This window comes from Polynucleobacter sp. Nonnen-W13 (assembly GCF_018881735.1).
Classification (GTDB): Bacteria; Pseudomonadota; Gammaproteobacteria; order Burkholderiales; family Burkholderiaceae; genus Polynucleobacter.
Window position 1 is genome coordinate 26,232 of sequence record NZ_JACVPU010000003.1, and the last position, 13,833, is coordinate 40,064.

A 13,833-nucleotide genomic window follows, 5' to 3' on the forward strand; every position below is an offset into this window, starting at 1 on the left:
CATCCATAAAACTGATTGGAATTGCAATGCCATTAAGCACTAAAGCCGTTACCAAAGCTGTCTTCCCTGTTGCAGGTTTGGGCACACGTTTCTTGCCAGCCACCAAGGCTAGCCCGAAAGAGATGCTCAATGTGGTAGATAAACCGCTCATTCAATATGCGGTTGAGGAAGCGATTGCTGCTGGCATTACCGAAATGATTTTCGTGACCGGCCGCAGTAAGCGCGCCATTGAAGATCACTTTGATAAGGCTTATGAGCTTGAGGCTGAACTTGAAGCAAAAAATAAACAAGCTCTTTTAGAGATCGTTCGAAGCGTAAAACCCAGTCATGTGGATTGTGTCTACGTACGCCAACCTGAAGCTTTGGGCTTGGGTCACGCAGTTTTATGCGCAGAAAAGCTCGTGCGTGATGAGCCTTTTGCCATCATCCTTGCGGATGACTTGCTCGATGGCCAGCCGCCAGTACTTAAGCAAATGCTCAAAGTATTTGATGAGCAAAACGGCTCTGTCTTAGCAGTGGAAAAAATTGACCCCTCTAAAAGCAGCTCCTACGGCATTATTTCTGGAGCAGAAGTATCCAAAGGCATCTATCGCTTAAATGGCATTGTGGAAAAGCCACAGCCTCAGGATGCGCCATCTAACTTAGCGGTAGTAGGTCGCTATGTTCTTTCTTCAGATATCTTTAATCACATTCGCAATCTGAAACCCGGTGCTGGTGGTGAGATCCAGCTCACTGATGCGATTGCCTCATTACTCAAAGAAGACCCCGTATTTGCTTATGAATACGACGGTGTGCGCTATGACTGCGGCAGCAAGCTTGGCTACCTCAAGGCTTCAGTAGAGTTTGCTTTACGTCATCCAGAAGTGAAGACTGAGTTTGCGGCTTACTTAAAGAATCGTTCTTTAACCTAAGCATCACGGTGAATCTCTAGGGCGAGAAAAGCAAAAAGGCAGAAATCAATTTCTGCCTTTTTCTTTGGTGCCAGTAGTTTCAAAACATCTCATCTTCTCTTGAGAAAGAAAACTAATACATCACCCTCAGTAGTGCTAGAGAGTAGTTCATTGCCAGTCTGCTTAGCAAACGCAGGAAAATCATGTGCAGCACCAGCATCAGTGGCCTTCACTTTCAAAACTTCGCCTGATTGCATGGTAGCTAGGGCTTTCTTGGTGCGCAAAATTGGGAGCGGGCAATTCATGCCAATCGCATCGACCTCGAGATTAAATTCGATGACATCGCTCATTTAGATGCCACCCAATCTTTTACACCAGCTAAAGCCACCCCCAACTTACTTGGATCGGTACCGCCGGCCATCGCCATCTCCGGCTTACCCCCGCCCTTGCCGCCAACTTGCTGGGCAACAAAGTTCACTAAGTCACCTGCTTTTACCTTAGCAATCGAATCCGCGGTCACACCAGCAATCAGACTCACCTTATCACCCTGCACTGAAGCTAAAACAATTGCTGCAGTCTTTAACTTTGCTTTCAGGGCATCCATTGTCTCGCGCAAGACTTGAGCATCTGCGCTATCCAAGCGAGCTGCCAAGACCTTGATGCCGTTAACATCAATCGCCTGCATTGCCAACTCATCACCTTGGCTAGCAGCGAGCTTGGAATTGGCCTTATCTAACTCTCTTTCAGCCTGACGCAAACTATCTTGAAGCTGAGTAACACGACTGACTAAATCACCAGGGTGAGTTTTAAGAACTGCAGCCGCTTCATTAATTTTGTCTTCTAAACCTTGTAAGAAATTCAGGGCATTTTTACCGGTCACCGCTTCAACACGACGGATACCAGCCGCTACACCACCCTCAGAGACAATCTTCAAGCTGCCGATATCACCGGTGCGTCCAACGTGAGTTCCACCGCACAGCTCTTTAGAGCTACCGATTTCTAGCACGCGAACTTCGTCAGCATACTTTTCTCCGAAGAGCATCGTGGCACCGGTTTTTTGAGCATCGTCTAGAAGCATCACCTTTCCAGAGGTCGCAGTATTTGCCAAAATTTCGGCATTCACAATATCTTCTATCCGACGAATTTCTTGTGCAGTAATAGGTGCGTTGTGAGTAAAGTCAAAGCGGGTTTTAGCGGCATCAACCAAAGAGCCTTTTTGCTGTACATGGTCACCCAATACTTCACGCAATGCTTTATGCAAAATATGTGTAGCGCTATGGTTACGCATTGTTTCTGTTCTGTGCTGAGCATCTACTAAGGCATTCAGCGTATCTCCCACCTTGAGTTCGCCTTCGTGTACTTCGCCCTGATGTCCAAAAACATCCGCCTGAATCTTAAAGGTATCTTCAACTGCAAAACGCACCGCGTCATTACGCAACTCACCTTTATCGCCAACCTGTCCACCAGACTCAGCATAAAAAGGCGTGTTATCTAAAACGATTACTGCTGCATCACCAGCCTTGATAGACTGCACTGCAGAACCATCCACATAGAGCGCAGTTACTTTGGCGCCTTCATGTTTCAAGGAGTCGTAGCCGTGGAACTGGGTTGGCTTACCCGAATACTCTAAGCCTTGAGCCACTTTGAACTTACCAGCTGCTCTTGCTTGATCACGCTGCTTTTGCATTGCTAAGTCAAAACCTTCGGCATCGACTGTGACATCGCGCTCACGACATACGTCCGCAGTCAGATCCAATGGGAAACCAAAGGTATCGTGCAAGCGGAAGGCAGTCTCACCATCAACCGTCTTAGCGCCACCCGTAAGTGCGCTCTCCAAAATCTCCATACCGTTAGCAATTGTTTGGAAGAAACGCTCTTCCTCCTGCTTAATCACTTCACTTACTTTATCTTTCGCTGCCTGCAACTCCGGATAAGCTTGACCCATCTCCTGTACGAGGGCGGGAACGAGTTGATAAAAGAACGGTTTGCGTGCACCCAATTTATAGCCATGACGAATCGCACGGCGCGTAATGCGACGCAAAACATAGCCACGACCAGCATTGCCTGGAATCACACCATCCACCACAATAAAACTACAGGCGCGAATGTGATCGGCAATGACTTTAAGGGATGGGCTACTTGGATCGCAATTCTCACCACCTGCTGCATCAACAGCCTCTTTAGCTGCTTTAAGCAAATTCACAAAGAGGTCAATCTCATAGTTCGAGTGCACATGCTGCAACACTGCCGCAATACGCTCAAGGCCCATGCCAGTATCGACGCTCGGCTTGGGCAATGGATTCATATTGCCCGCTTCATCGCGATTGAATTGCATGAATACGTTATTCCAGATCTCAATATAGCGATCGCCATCTTCATCAGGACTTCCAGGAGGGCCGCCAGCAATATGTGGGCCATGGTCATAGAAGATTTCAGTACAGGGGCCACATGGGCCTGTATCACCCATCATCCAGAAGTTATCTGAAGCGTAACGAGCGCCTTTGTTATCACCTATGCGAATAATGCGCTCTGCCGGAACACCGATTTGTTTATTCCAAATCTCATATGCCTCATCGTCTTCCGCATAAACGGTGACGAGCAGCTTTTCTTTTGGCAATTTAAAGACCTCAGTCAGCAAACCCCAAGCAAACTGAATAGCATCTTTCTTAAAGTAATCCCCAAAAGAGAAGTTGCCCAGCATTTCAAAAAAGGTGTGATGACGGGCTGTATAGCCAACGTTATCTAAGTCATTGTGTTTGCCACCGGCACGAATACATTTCTGGGCGGTTGTAGCTCGGTTGTAGGGGCGCTTATCAAAGCCTAAAAATACGTCCTTAAACTGGTTCATCCCCGCATTGGTAAATAACAGGGTTGGGTCGTCTCCAGGCACCACTGGGCTGGATGGGACAATTTGATGACCTTTTTGGGCGAAGTAGTCCAGGTACGCCTGGCGAATTTGAGAGACTTTCATGCAAATAATTATCGCATTGGCACTAGTCGGGGGCAAACCTTGGGTAAATCAGCTCAATCCTGCCTTACAATCCCGTAACATCAATAAATAGATCGACCTTTAAGTCGATATAAGGAGCTCAACTTGAAAATTCGCAATCAACGGGATTTTGGTGCCGGAATCATGTATATGGTTATTGGCCTATTTTTTACCATCGTAGCTACCCAGTACCCTATGGGCACTGCAGCCAAGATGGGGCCAGGCTACTTCCCATTCTGCCTCGGCATACTGATGACTGCTTTGGGACTATTGGTTCTAGTGCAGTCCTTAGGTGCAAAAGCAGCTATCGAAAAAATTCCCAAGTTCAACTGGAAGATCATTGCGCAAATTACAGGTTCCGTAGTCCTCTATGGTCTATTACTGCCACGCATGGGCTTTTTAGTCGCGGTAGTGGTCTTGGTACTAGTTTCAGCTAGCGCCAGCAAAGAGTTCACCTGGAAAGGTTCCTTGATCAATGCAGCCTTCCTGGTGACTTTTACTTACTCAGTCTTTGTTGTGGGCCTCAAGCTTCAGTTCCCACTCCTACCAGTATTTCTACAACAATAACGAACCGGGACTCTAAAAATGGATTTATTTGCTAATTTAGCGCTCGGTTTCGACACAGCGTTTACCTTACAAAACCTGATGTACTGCCTGATTGGCTGTATTTTGGGTACTTTAATTGGTGTTCTGCCAGGTCTAGGTCCAATCGCCACAATTGCGATGCTCTTGCCAGCAACCTATGCATTGCCTCCAATTGCTGCCTTGATTATGTTGGCCGGTATTTACTACGGTTCACAGTACGGCGGTTCTACTACTGCGATTTTGCTCAACATCCCAGGAGAAACGTCCTCGGTAGTGACGGCGATTGATGGCTACCAAATGGCCAGAAATGGTCGAGCGGGTGTAGCTCTCTTTACTGCCGGCATGGGTTCATTCTTTGCTGGTTGCGTAGCAACTCTGGTTTTGGCTGCATTTGCTGCACCACTCTCTCAGCTAGCTTTTAAGTTCGGTCCTGCTGAGTACTTCTCCTTAATGGTTCTTGGATTGATTGGTGCGGTCGTACTAGCCTCAGGCTCCTTGATTAAGGCGATCGGCATGATCATCCTCGGTCTTTTGATGGGCTTGATCGGTACTGACGTGAACTCTGGCGTATCCCGTTACGCTTTTGATATCCCTGAATTAAGTGACGGCATTGGATTCGTAGCCGTAGCAATGGGCGTCTTTGGTTTTGCGGAAATTATGGGTAACTTAGAAAAAACCGGTGATGACGAGGGCTTCCTCAACAAACTCACCAGCATGGTCCCCTCTAAGCAAGATATCAAGCGCATGATTCCCTCCATCTTGCGCGGCACAACTATCGGCTCCATCTTGGGTATTCTGCCAGGCGGTGGCGCAGCTTTGGCGGCCTTTGGCGCTTACTCAGTTGAAAAGAAATCCTCTAAGTACAGCCATGAGTTTGGTAAGGGTGCGATTGAGGGTGTTGCAGGTCCTGAAGCAGCAAATAATGCTGCCGCTCAAACCTCCTTCATCCCATTGCTGACCTTAGGTATTCCACCGAATGCTGTTATGGCCTTGATGGTTGGTGCGATGACGATTCATAACATTCAGCCTGGCCCTCAAGTCATGACAAGCAACCCAGCTTTGTTCTGGGGTCTGATTGCTTCGATGTGGATCGGTAACGTGATGTTGATTCTCTTGAACTTGCCACTCATTGGTATTTGGGTAAAGCTCTTGAAGATTCCTTATCGCTTTCTCTACCCAGCCATTTTGGTGTTCTGCTGCATCGGCGTTTATACCGTCAACAACACCGTATTTGACGTTTATGTAACCGCAGCCTTTGGTTTAATTGGTTACCTCTTCTTCAAGTTAGGTTGTGAGCCTCCTCCACTTCTCCTTGGCTTCGTGCTTGGGCCGATGATGGAAGAGAATTTCCGTCGCGCCCTCTTGTTGTCACGTGGCGACTTCACGACCTTCGTAACGCGACCACTCTCATTAGGTTTGCTCATTGCAGCAGCCCTCTTAGTGGTGATCGTGGCCTTGCCTGCAGTTAAGAAAACCCGTGAAGAGGCTTTCGTAGAAGATTAATTCTCGAGCGCTTTCCAGAAACGAGCCCGCAGCAGTTTGCGGGCTTTTTTCTTTACAAGCGGGGGTTTTCTCTACAATGGGCAGATGTCCCAAGATAGCAAATCATCCAAATCACCTGCCGGCACTCTTGCTGAGCCCTCTAACTTTTTGCGCCAGATCATCGATCATGACCTGGCGAGTGGCGCCTACCAGAACCGTAGCAATCGAGATGGTCAAGCCATCCCCTCCATCATTACGCGCTTTCCACCAGAACCCAATGGCTATCTTCATATTGGCCATGCTAAAAGTATTTGCCTGAACTTTGGCTTAGCCGCTGATTACAACAATCAAGCAGCTGGTGCGCGTTGTAATATGCGCTTAGACGACACCAATCCAGTCAAAGAAGATATTGAGTACGCTGACAGCATTTTGGATGCAGTCAAATGGCTTGGATTTGATTGGGGTACACATTTGTATCACGCGAGTGATTACTTTGATCAACTCTATGAGTTTGCCGAAATTCTGATTCAAAATGGCAAGGCCTATGTTGATAGTCAGAGTGCAGATGACATCCACACTAATCGTGGAAACTTTGGCCAAGCTGGAAAGAATAGTCCGTACCGCGATCGCACGCCCGATGAAAACCTAGCTTTATTTCGCGAGATGCGTGATGGTAAATACAAAGATGGTGAGCATGTACTGCGCTTAAAGATCGACATGGCGCATCCAAATATCGTGATGCGCGATCCCGTGGTTTATCGTATTCGTCATACGGATCACCACCGCACTGGCAGCAAGTGGTGCATCTATCCTTTATATGATTTCACACACTGCATTTCTGATGCCCTAGAAAATGTTTCTCACTCCATTTGCACTCTGGAATTTGAAAATAATCGCCCACTCTACGATTGGATTGTTGCCTCATTAGCCGAACTGGGGATCTTCAAAAATCCTGTTCCGCATCAATATGAATTCGCCCGCCTCAACTTAACTTACACCATCACTAGTAAGCGCAAGCTCTTGCAATTGGTAGAAGAAAAGCATGTGGATGGATGGGATGATCCACGAATGCCAACCATCGTTGGCATTCGTCGCAGAGGTTACACGCCGGAGAGTATTCGCTTGTTCTGTGAACGCATTGGCGTCTCTAAAGCAGATAGCTGGATTGACATGAGCACCCTAGATCAAGCTTTACGGGACGATCTTGAAGCTAAGGCGCCGAGAGCCACAGCGGTCCTCAAGCCTCTCAAGCTTCTTATTGAAAACTGGGATACATCCGCAAGCGAGCCTTGCTCAGCACCGCGCCATCCACAGCATCCCGAGTGGGGTAATCGCGAGTTTCATTTCACAAAAGAATTGTGGATTGAAGAAGATGATTTCATGAAAGAGCCCATCAAAGGCTTCTTCAGACTCTATCCACCAATTGGTGATCAAGCCGGTGGACGCGTGCGTTTGCGTCATGGCTATGTGATTGAGTGCACCGGATTTGAAGTGGATGCCAATGGCAAGGTGATTCAGGTGAATGCAATGCATTTTTCAGATAGCAAGAGCGGTACCCCTGGCTCAAATAATTACAAGGTAAAGGGCAATATTCATTGGGTCAGTGCAGCAGAAGCTGTGCCTGCACAAGTGCGCCTCTACGATCACCTGTTTAATGACCCGCATCCGGATAGCGGGGATAAAAATTTCCTTGACGCAATCAATCCTCACTCGAAGGAAGCGATTACTGCGTACTTAGAACCTTGTATGAAAGACGCTAAAGCTGAAGACCGCTTTCAGTTTGAGCGCCATGGCTACTTTGTTGCGGATCAAAGCGACTCCAAACCAGGTCAACCGGTATTTAATCGTGCGGTCGGCCTTAAGGATTCTTGGAAATAGTTTTTAGAAACTCGGCAACGCTGGGATAGCGTAAGGGAGTTTTTAATTCAGAAAGCCTCGTATTCGTTACGCGCCGTGACTCCCGCATAAACGACCAAAGCATGGGGGATACGATTTTCTCTAACTGCTCAGCCGGCAATCTGGGGGGTCGCTCCAAACCAAAGGTATCAGCCACTTCATCAAAGTAATCACCCATCTTGGTTTCACCACCGTCACAGGCGTTAATGACACGCTGTGGTTTACCGTGATAGACGGCGGCACAAATCAATCTTGCCAAATCATCACTCTGAATATGATTTGAGTAGGCATCCTCCTCCGCAATGAGGGCAGGCGTTCCTGCCTGAATGCGCTCAACTGGTAAGCGGTCGGCAGCGTAGATACCCGGCACACGCAGAATGGTAAGGACTGCACCATGAGCCGGCGCCCAAAGACGCAGGCATTGTTCTGCATCCACCCTTCTCTTAGCTCTCTCACTTTGAGGTTTAACCGGTGTTACTTCACTCACCTTACCGCCCGCGTGATCACCATAGACACCTGTTGTACTCACATAAATCAAGCGCCCAACGGTATCGGAGCCTTGGGCTAAAATTCGGAGGAGGTTGCGAGTTCGGCAATCACGATGACCTGTATTTTGGGGTGGTGCCAAGTGGATCACGGTTTGCGCTAATCCACTTAAACGCCACAAGCTATCGGGCTTATCCAGATCCCCCAAAATCGGAATCGCGCCAACCGCTCTCAACTCCTGAAAACGTGCTTTCTGGGAAGTTAAGGCGTATATGTGATGACTTCGAGCGAGCTGCTTGGCAACACGCAGACCAATGTCACCGCAGCCAACGATCAGGATTCGAGGTTTACCAAAAGATTGCATAGATCACATCGTAACGATTTATTGAAAGGAATGAGAGTGTCTTATCAAGTCACGCTCAAGGCGAGCGGCAAACAATTTACTGTACAAAAGGATGAAACCCTTCTAGAAGCAGCATTACAACAGGGCATCACCCTGCCCTACGGGTGTAAAAATGGTGCCTGCGGATCCTGTAAAGGCAAGATTCTGGAAGGTCAGGTAGAACATGGCCAACATAGTGCTACTGCCCTAAGTCCAACCGATGAAGCTGCCGGTGGCACCTTGTTTTGCTGCGCCCACCCCAAATCCGACCTTCTCATTGAAGCTCGTGAAGTTCAGGGTACTGGTGATATCGCCATTCGGAAAGTACCTTGTCGCGTCAACACTATCGTAAAACCGAGCGCAGATGTGGCCATTCTTCAATTGCAATTACCCGCTGCTGAGCGCTTTCAATTTTTAGCCGGACAGTACTTAGAATTTCTTCTCAAGGATGGGCAGCGCCGCGCCTACTCTATTGCCAGTGCACCCGATCAAGAAGGCCCCCTTGAATTGCATATTCGCCACTTGCCAGGCGGACTCTTCACCGACCAAGTCTTTGGTGCAAAAGACCCCGCTTTAAAAGAGAAAGATATTCTGCGTTTTGAAGGTCCATTGGGCAGCTTCTTTTTAAGAGAAGATTCTAAGAAACCCATCATCTTTGTTGCAGCAGGTACAGGCTTTGCGCCGATTAAATCCATTGTCGAGCAAATGCGGCTCAAAAAAATCCAGCGCCCAATTCATCTGTATTGGGGTGGGCGGCGCCCAAGTGATCTCTACCTCAATCAGCTCTGCCAGTCATGGGCAAAAGATATTCCAAACTTCAAATACATCCCAGTCATTTCGGATGCCCTACCGGAGGATCAATGGACTGGGCGCACAGGCTTTGTACACCAAGCCGTGATGGCCGACCATCTCAATATGAGCCCTTACCAGGTCTATGCCTGCGGCGCTCCTATGATGGTCAATGCGGCTCGCCAGGACTTTGCATCCCAGTGCAGTCTGCCCGAAGAGGAATTTTTTGCAGACTCCTTTACCAGCGCTGCTGATCTTGCGACAAACTAATCTGCTAAGCGCGATAATAGAAACCTCATTTGATTTCACTTTGCATACGATATGAATAAGCCAGCCCAATCCGTAGATGCCCACTCAGTGATGTTTATTACCCCGCGACCAGAGTTGACTATGGTTGAGGGTAAAGGCTCATGGCTGACTGATAACAACGGCAAGCGTTATTTAGATTTCTTGCAAGGCTGGGCAGTGAACTGTCTCGGCCATAGCAACCCTGGCATGATTGAAGCGCTCAACACACAAGCAAAGAAGCTCATTAATCCGAGTCCTGCTTTTTATAACGAGCCAATGATTCGCTTATCGAATCTTCTGACTGAAAACAGTTGCTTTAACAAAGTATTTTTCGCCAATAGTGGAGCTGAGGCTAATGAAGGCGCCATCAAGTTGGCGCGCAAATGGGGGCAACTGAATAAATCAGGCGCCTTTGAAATCATTACTTTTGACCACAGCTTTCATGGTCGTACCTTAGCAACGATGAGCGCATCTGGCAAACCAGGCTGGGACACTATGTTTGCCCCACAAGTTCCCGGCTTTCTTAAAGCCGATTTAAATGACTTAGATTCTGTCAAAAAACTGGTAACCGATAAAACAGTTGCAGTCATGCTTGAGCCAGTACAAGGTGAAGGTGGCGTCATTCCCACTACCAAAGAATTTATGCAAGGCCTGCGTAAATTCACTAAAGAAAATAATATTCTGTTAATCGTCGACGAAGTCCAAGCCGGCTGTGGCCGAACTGGCACCCTCTTTGCTTATCAGCACTACGGTATCGAACCAGACATCATGACCTTGGGCAAGGGCATTGGTGGTGGCGTGCCATTAGCCGCACTGATGGCAACCGATGCGGTTGCTTGTTTTGTGCCTGGCGATCAGGGCGGCACCTATAACGGCAATCCATTGATGGTCGCAGTAGGGATCAGTGTGATCGAGCAATTATTGGCACCAGGCTTTCTAGAGTCTGTGCGTGCCAAGGGTGAACTGCTAAGCAAAGAACTCCTTGCCATCTCCGCAGAATTTAATCTGGATGGCGAGCGCGGTGAGGGGTTGTTGCGCGCCCTGATGTTGAGTAGTGATATCGGCGGGAAGCTGGTTGAACTAGCTCGCGATAGAACTCCAGAGGGCTTATTAATTAATTCACCGAGACCTAATTTGCTACGCTTTATGCCAGCACTCAATGTTACTGATGATGAAATCCGTCAGATGTGCAATATTTTAAGGGAGTTACTCAAGCAAGTACGCTAAACAATACTTTGATTGAATGTAATAAAGGGGCTCTAAGCCCCTTTATCTTTTATTGCAGCAATCACTCTAACAATGGCGCCACTTGCTAGCCAACTAAATTTTTTGGCAGCGAGAACGTGACATCCTCCACCACGCCTTCCAGGTTACGAATACTGCGCGGCCCAAATTCTTGAATCTTTGCCACAATCGAGAGGGCTAGGCTTTCGGGGGCTGATGCGCCTGCGGTGAGGCCTACGCGCCTCTTACCTACAAACCATTCGGCCTGCAGCTGCTCTGGCGCATCGACCATGTAGGCCGGTACACCCAGTTTTTCAGCTAATTCACGCAAGCGATTCGAGTTGGAGCTTGCCTTACTTCCGACCACAATAACTACCTCAACCTGAGGAGCCATAAATTTCACAGCATCTTGGCGATTTTGAGTGGCATAACAAATATCTTGCTTGCGGGGTTGCACAATATTCGGGAATTTTTGAATTAAGGCATCAACAATTTCTTTGGTCTCATCGACGGAGAGTGTCGTTTGCGTGACAAAGGCAATTTTTTCATTCTCAGTAAAAGGCAACTTAGCAATATCTGCTACTTTCTCAATCAGATGAACACCTTCCTTAACCTGCCCCATCGTCCCCTCGACCTCCGGGTGCCCCGCATGGCCAATCATCAACACTGTAAATCCATCCTTGCACATCTTGATGACCTCAACATGTACCTTTGTAACCAAAGGGCAAGTTGCGTCATATACCTGCAAGCCACGCGCCTCAGCATCTTGCCGAACTTCTTGAGAGACGCCGTGGGCACTAAACACCACAATGCCGCCTTTAGGAACTTCATGCAACTCTTCCACAAACACAGCGCCCTTTTCACGCAGCTCGTTCACGACATAAGCATTGTGAACAATTTCATGACGCACATAAATTGGTGCACCAAAGCGTGTCAGCGCTTCATTCACAATATTGATTGCACGATCAACACCCGCACAAAAGCCACGGGGCTGCGCCATCAAAATTTCAGCAGCGCTTTCTGCGGCTGTTGGTGTAATGGTTTGCTTATTCATAGGCTACAAAATCGCAACAATTTGAGCTTCGAAGGTAACAGGTCTTCCAGCAAGCGGGTGATTGAAATCAAACCAAGCACCCTCTTCATTAATCGATTGCAATACACCCGCGTATTGAGCGCCACCTGGCGCATTAAATTCAATGACATCACCAGGATTAAATTCCACATCTTCATCCCGACCCTCTTTAAGTGCATTCAGAGAAACCCACTGAATTAATTCTTCTTTGCGCTCACCAAAACTTTCTTCTGGCGGCAATAGGGCGCTCTTCTTATCACCCACAGCCAGTCCGATTAATACCTTTTCAAAACAAGGCGCAAATTGTCCAGAACCCATCAACACCGTCGCAGGGCGATCGATAAAAGTATTGATGTAGTCATCCCCGCTCGGCAAAGTCAGCCGATAGTTGAGGGTCAGAAAGGAATTGGGCAAAACCGTAAGCTTAGTCATAAGGTAATTGTATCTAGGCCCGACCGGAGCGTGCACTTGCCGATTACGGAATGGCCAAAAATAGAGCAACCTCGCGAAAAACTGCGTGCTCTTGGTGCGGCAGCCCTGAGCGATGCCGAGTTACTTGCGATCTTTCTGCGTGTTGGCATCAAAGGTAAAACTGCCGTAGCCCTAGCTGAGGACCTTCTCCACCATTTCGGCAATTTGCCGCGTCTAATGTCCTGCACCCCTGAAGAATTAACCCAGATTCATGGCATGGGCATTTCTAAGTGGTCACAAATCCAAGCGGCCCATGAGCTTGTCAAGCGTAGCCTTGAGGAAACCCTCTCCCAGGAACCCGTCCTTACGTCTCCAAGCTATGTCCGCGAGTTCTTGCAGGCTAGGTTTGGGCGCCTGCCACACGAAGTCTTCCTGTGCCTATACCTTGACTCCCGCTTACGCCTGATTGAATGCCAGGAGCTCTTTAGAGGCTCTCTAAGCCACACTGCCGTCTACCCGCGAGAAATCCTCAAGGAGGCCCTTGCCAGGAATGCTAGCGCCCTGATCGTGGCACATAACCACCCCAGTGGAAACCCACGACCGAGCATTGCTGATCAAGAATTAACCAAGACACTGGCAAAAGCCTTGCAGTTGATAGATATCCCCCTGCTTGATCACTGCATTGTGAGCGATGGCGGTTTTTTCTCATTTTCTGATGAGGGTCTTATGAAAAATGATGATAAATAGAAGTGATCACTAACTTAATGGTATATTGTGCCCAGTATTAGCAACTATTTTTCCTCACCCTCAAAACTAAAGCCAATAAGGGGTAGATCAAAGTAGCTGGAGACTGATACAATCTTCTTTTTTCGCAATTAATGGAGTTATGTCATGGCAAAAGTTTGCCAAGTCACTGGGAAGAAGCCGATGGTTGGCAACAATGTATCCCATGCAAACAATAAAACGAAGCGTCGCTTTTTGCCGAATTTGCAAAACCGTCGTTTCTGGGTTGAATCTGAAAACCGTTGGATTAGCTTGCGCTTAACCAATGCTGGTTTGCGCGTTATCGACAAAAACGGCATTGATGCTGTGCTGTCTGATCTGCGTGCACGTGGCGAAATTTAAGGAGCGCACAAATGGCTAAAGGCGGCAGAGAAAAAATTAAATTAGAGTCATCAGCTGGTACTGGTCACTTCTATACAACATCAAAAAATAAGCGTACAAAGCCTGAGAAAATGGAGATCATGAAATTCGATCCAACCATTCGTAAGCACGTTGCTTACAAAGAAACCAAGCTGAAGTAATTAATCGATTTGATATTTATTTCGGCAATAAAAAA

At 47.8% G+C, this 13,833-nt stretch carries 14 protein-coding genes; 9 read left to right on the top strand and 5 right to left on the bottom strand.

The annotated features are described in order from the left end of the window. Window positions 1-26 precede the first annotated feature (26 nt). On the top strand, window positions 27-911 hold the full coding sequence (galU, locus tag ICN27_RS08710; RefSeq protein ID WP_216267574.1) for a UTP--glucose-1-phosphate uridylyltransferase GalU: 885 nt from the start codon (window positions 27-29) through the stop codon (window positions 909-911). Window positions 912-1,000: 89 nt separating this feature from the next. Here galU and ICN27_RS08715 read toward each other — a convergent pair whose 3' ends face one another. Both ICN27_RS08715 and alaS read right to left on the bottom strand, forming a co-directional pair. Next, window positions 1,001-1,228 (bottom strand): sulfurtransferase TusA family protein, encoded by a 228-nt coding sequence (locus ICN27_RS08715; RefSeq protein WP_215298710.1) that lies wholly within the window; start codon window positions 1,226-1,228, stop codon window positions 1,001-1,003. Between the two features lie 8 nt (window positions 1,229-1,236). Then, on the bottom strand, window positions 1,237-3,861 hold the full coding sequence (gene alaS, locus ICN27_RS08720) for an alanine--tRNA ligase (protein WP_216269751.1): 2,625 nt from the start codon (window positions 3,859-3,861) through the stop codon (window positions 1,237-1,239). 123 nt (window positions 3,862-3,984) lie between these two features. On the opposite strand from alaS, the gene ICN27_RS08725 reads away from it, so the two are divergent. From ICN27_RS08725 to ICN27_RS08735, 3 genes are all read left to right on the top strand, one after another. Continuing rightward, window positions 3,985-4,446 (top strand): tripartite tricarboxylate transporter TctB family protein, encoded by a 462-nt coding sequence (locus ICN27_RS08725; protein ID WP_216269752.1) that lies wholly within the window; start codon window positions 3,985-3,987, stop codon window positions 4,444-4,446. Between the two features lie 18 nt (window positions 4,447-4,464). Then, window positions 4,465-5,967 (top strand): tripartite tricarboxylate transporter permease, encoded by a 1,503-nt coding sequence (locus tag ICN27_RS08730; RefSeq protein ID WP_216269753.1) that lies wholly within the window; start codon window positions 4,465-4,467, stop codon window positions 5,965-5,967. A gap of 84 nt (window positions 5,968-6,051) precedes the next feature. Beyond that, window positions 6,052-7,824 carry a glutamine--tRNA ligase/YqeY domain fusion protein gene (locus ICN27_RS08735; RefSeq protein ID WP_216269754.1) on the top strand — a complete coding sequence of 591 codons (1,773 nt, stop codon included), beginning with the start codon at window positions 6,052-6,054 and terminating at the stop codon, window positions 7,822-7,824. Here ICN27_RS08735 and ICN27_RS08740 read toward each other — a convergent pair. After that, window positions 7,805-8,692 carry an SDR family oxidoreductase gene (locus ICN27_RS08740; RefSeq protein ID WP_216269755.1) on the bottom strand — a complete coding sequence of 296 codons (888 nt, stop codon included), beginning with the start codon at window positions 8,690-8,692 and terminating at the stop codon, window positions 7,805-7,807. The genes ICN27_RS08735 and ICN27_RS08740 overlap by 20 nt on opposite strands. 36 nt (window positions 8,693-8,728) lie before the next feature. On the opposite strand from ICN27_RS08740, the gene ICN27_RS08745 reads away from it, so the two are divergent. Further along, window positions 8,729-9,769, top strand: a complete 1,041-nt coding sequence (locus ICN27_RS08745; protein ID WP_216269756.1) for a 2Fe-2S iron-sulfur cluster-binding protein — start codon at window positions 8,729-8,731, stop codon at window positions 9,767-9,769. Between the two features lie 51 nt (window positions 9,770-9,820). Further along, window positions 9,821-11,014, top strand: coding sequence for an acetylornithine transaminase (locus ICN27_RS08750; protein ID WP_216269757.1), 1,194 nt, complete (start codon window positions 9,821-9,823; stop codon window positions 11,012-11,014). Window positions 11,015-11,099: 85 nt separating this feature from the next. On the opposite strand, the gene ispH is transcribed toward ICN27_RS08750, so the two are convergent. Together ispH and ICN27_RS08760 are read right to left on the bottom strand one after the other, a co-directional pair. Beyond that, complete coding sequence (gene ispH, locus ICN27_RS08755; protein WP_216269758.1) at window positions 11,100-12,065, bottom strand: 4-hydroxy-3-methylbut-2-enyl diphosphate reductase; 966 nt, start codon at window positions 12,063-12,065, stop codon at window positions 11,100-11,102. Between the two features lie 3 nt (window positions 12,066-12,068). Continuing rightward, entirely contained in the window at window positions 12,069-12,515 is a 447-nt protein-coding gene (locus ICN27_RS08760) for a peptidylprolyl isomerase (RefSeq protein WP_215308349.1), read from the bottom strand. A 30-nt stretch (window positions 12,516-12,545) separates the two neighbouring features. Between ICN27_RS08760 and radC the strand changes: the two genes are divergently transcribed. The 3 genes from radC to rpmG all read left to right on the top strand — a co-directional run bounded on the left by radC (window position 12,546) and on the right by rpmG (window position 13,798). Then, window positions 12,546-13,241, top strand: coding sequence for a DNA repair protein RadC (gene radC / locus ICN27_RS08765; RefSeq protein ID WP_370624501.1), 696 nt, complete (start codon window positions 12,546-12,548; stop codon window positions 13,239-13,241). Between the two features lie 144 nt (window positions 13,242-13,385). Beyond that, a complete protein-coding gene (rpmB, locus tag ICN27_RS08770) occupies window positions 13,386-13,619 on the top strand; it encodes a 50S ribosomal protein L28 (RefSeq protein ID WP_011903570.1) in 234 nt (77 codons plus the stop codon). Between the two features lie 11 nt (window positions 13,620-13,630). Then, window positions 13,631-13,798 (top strand): 50S ribosomal protein L33, encoded by a 168-nt coding sequence (gene rpmG / locus ICN27_RS08775; RefSeq protein ID WP_015421876.1) that lies wholly within the window; start codon window positions 13,631-13,633, stop codon window positions 13,796-13,798. Window positions 13,799-13,833: the final 35 nt, after the last annotated feature.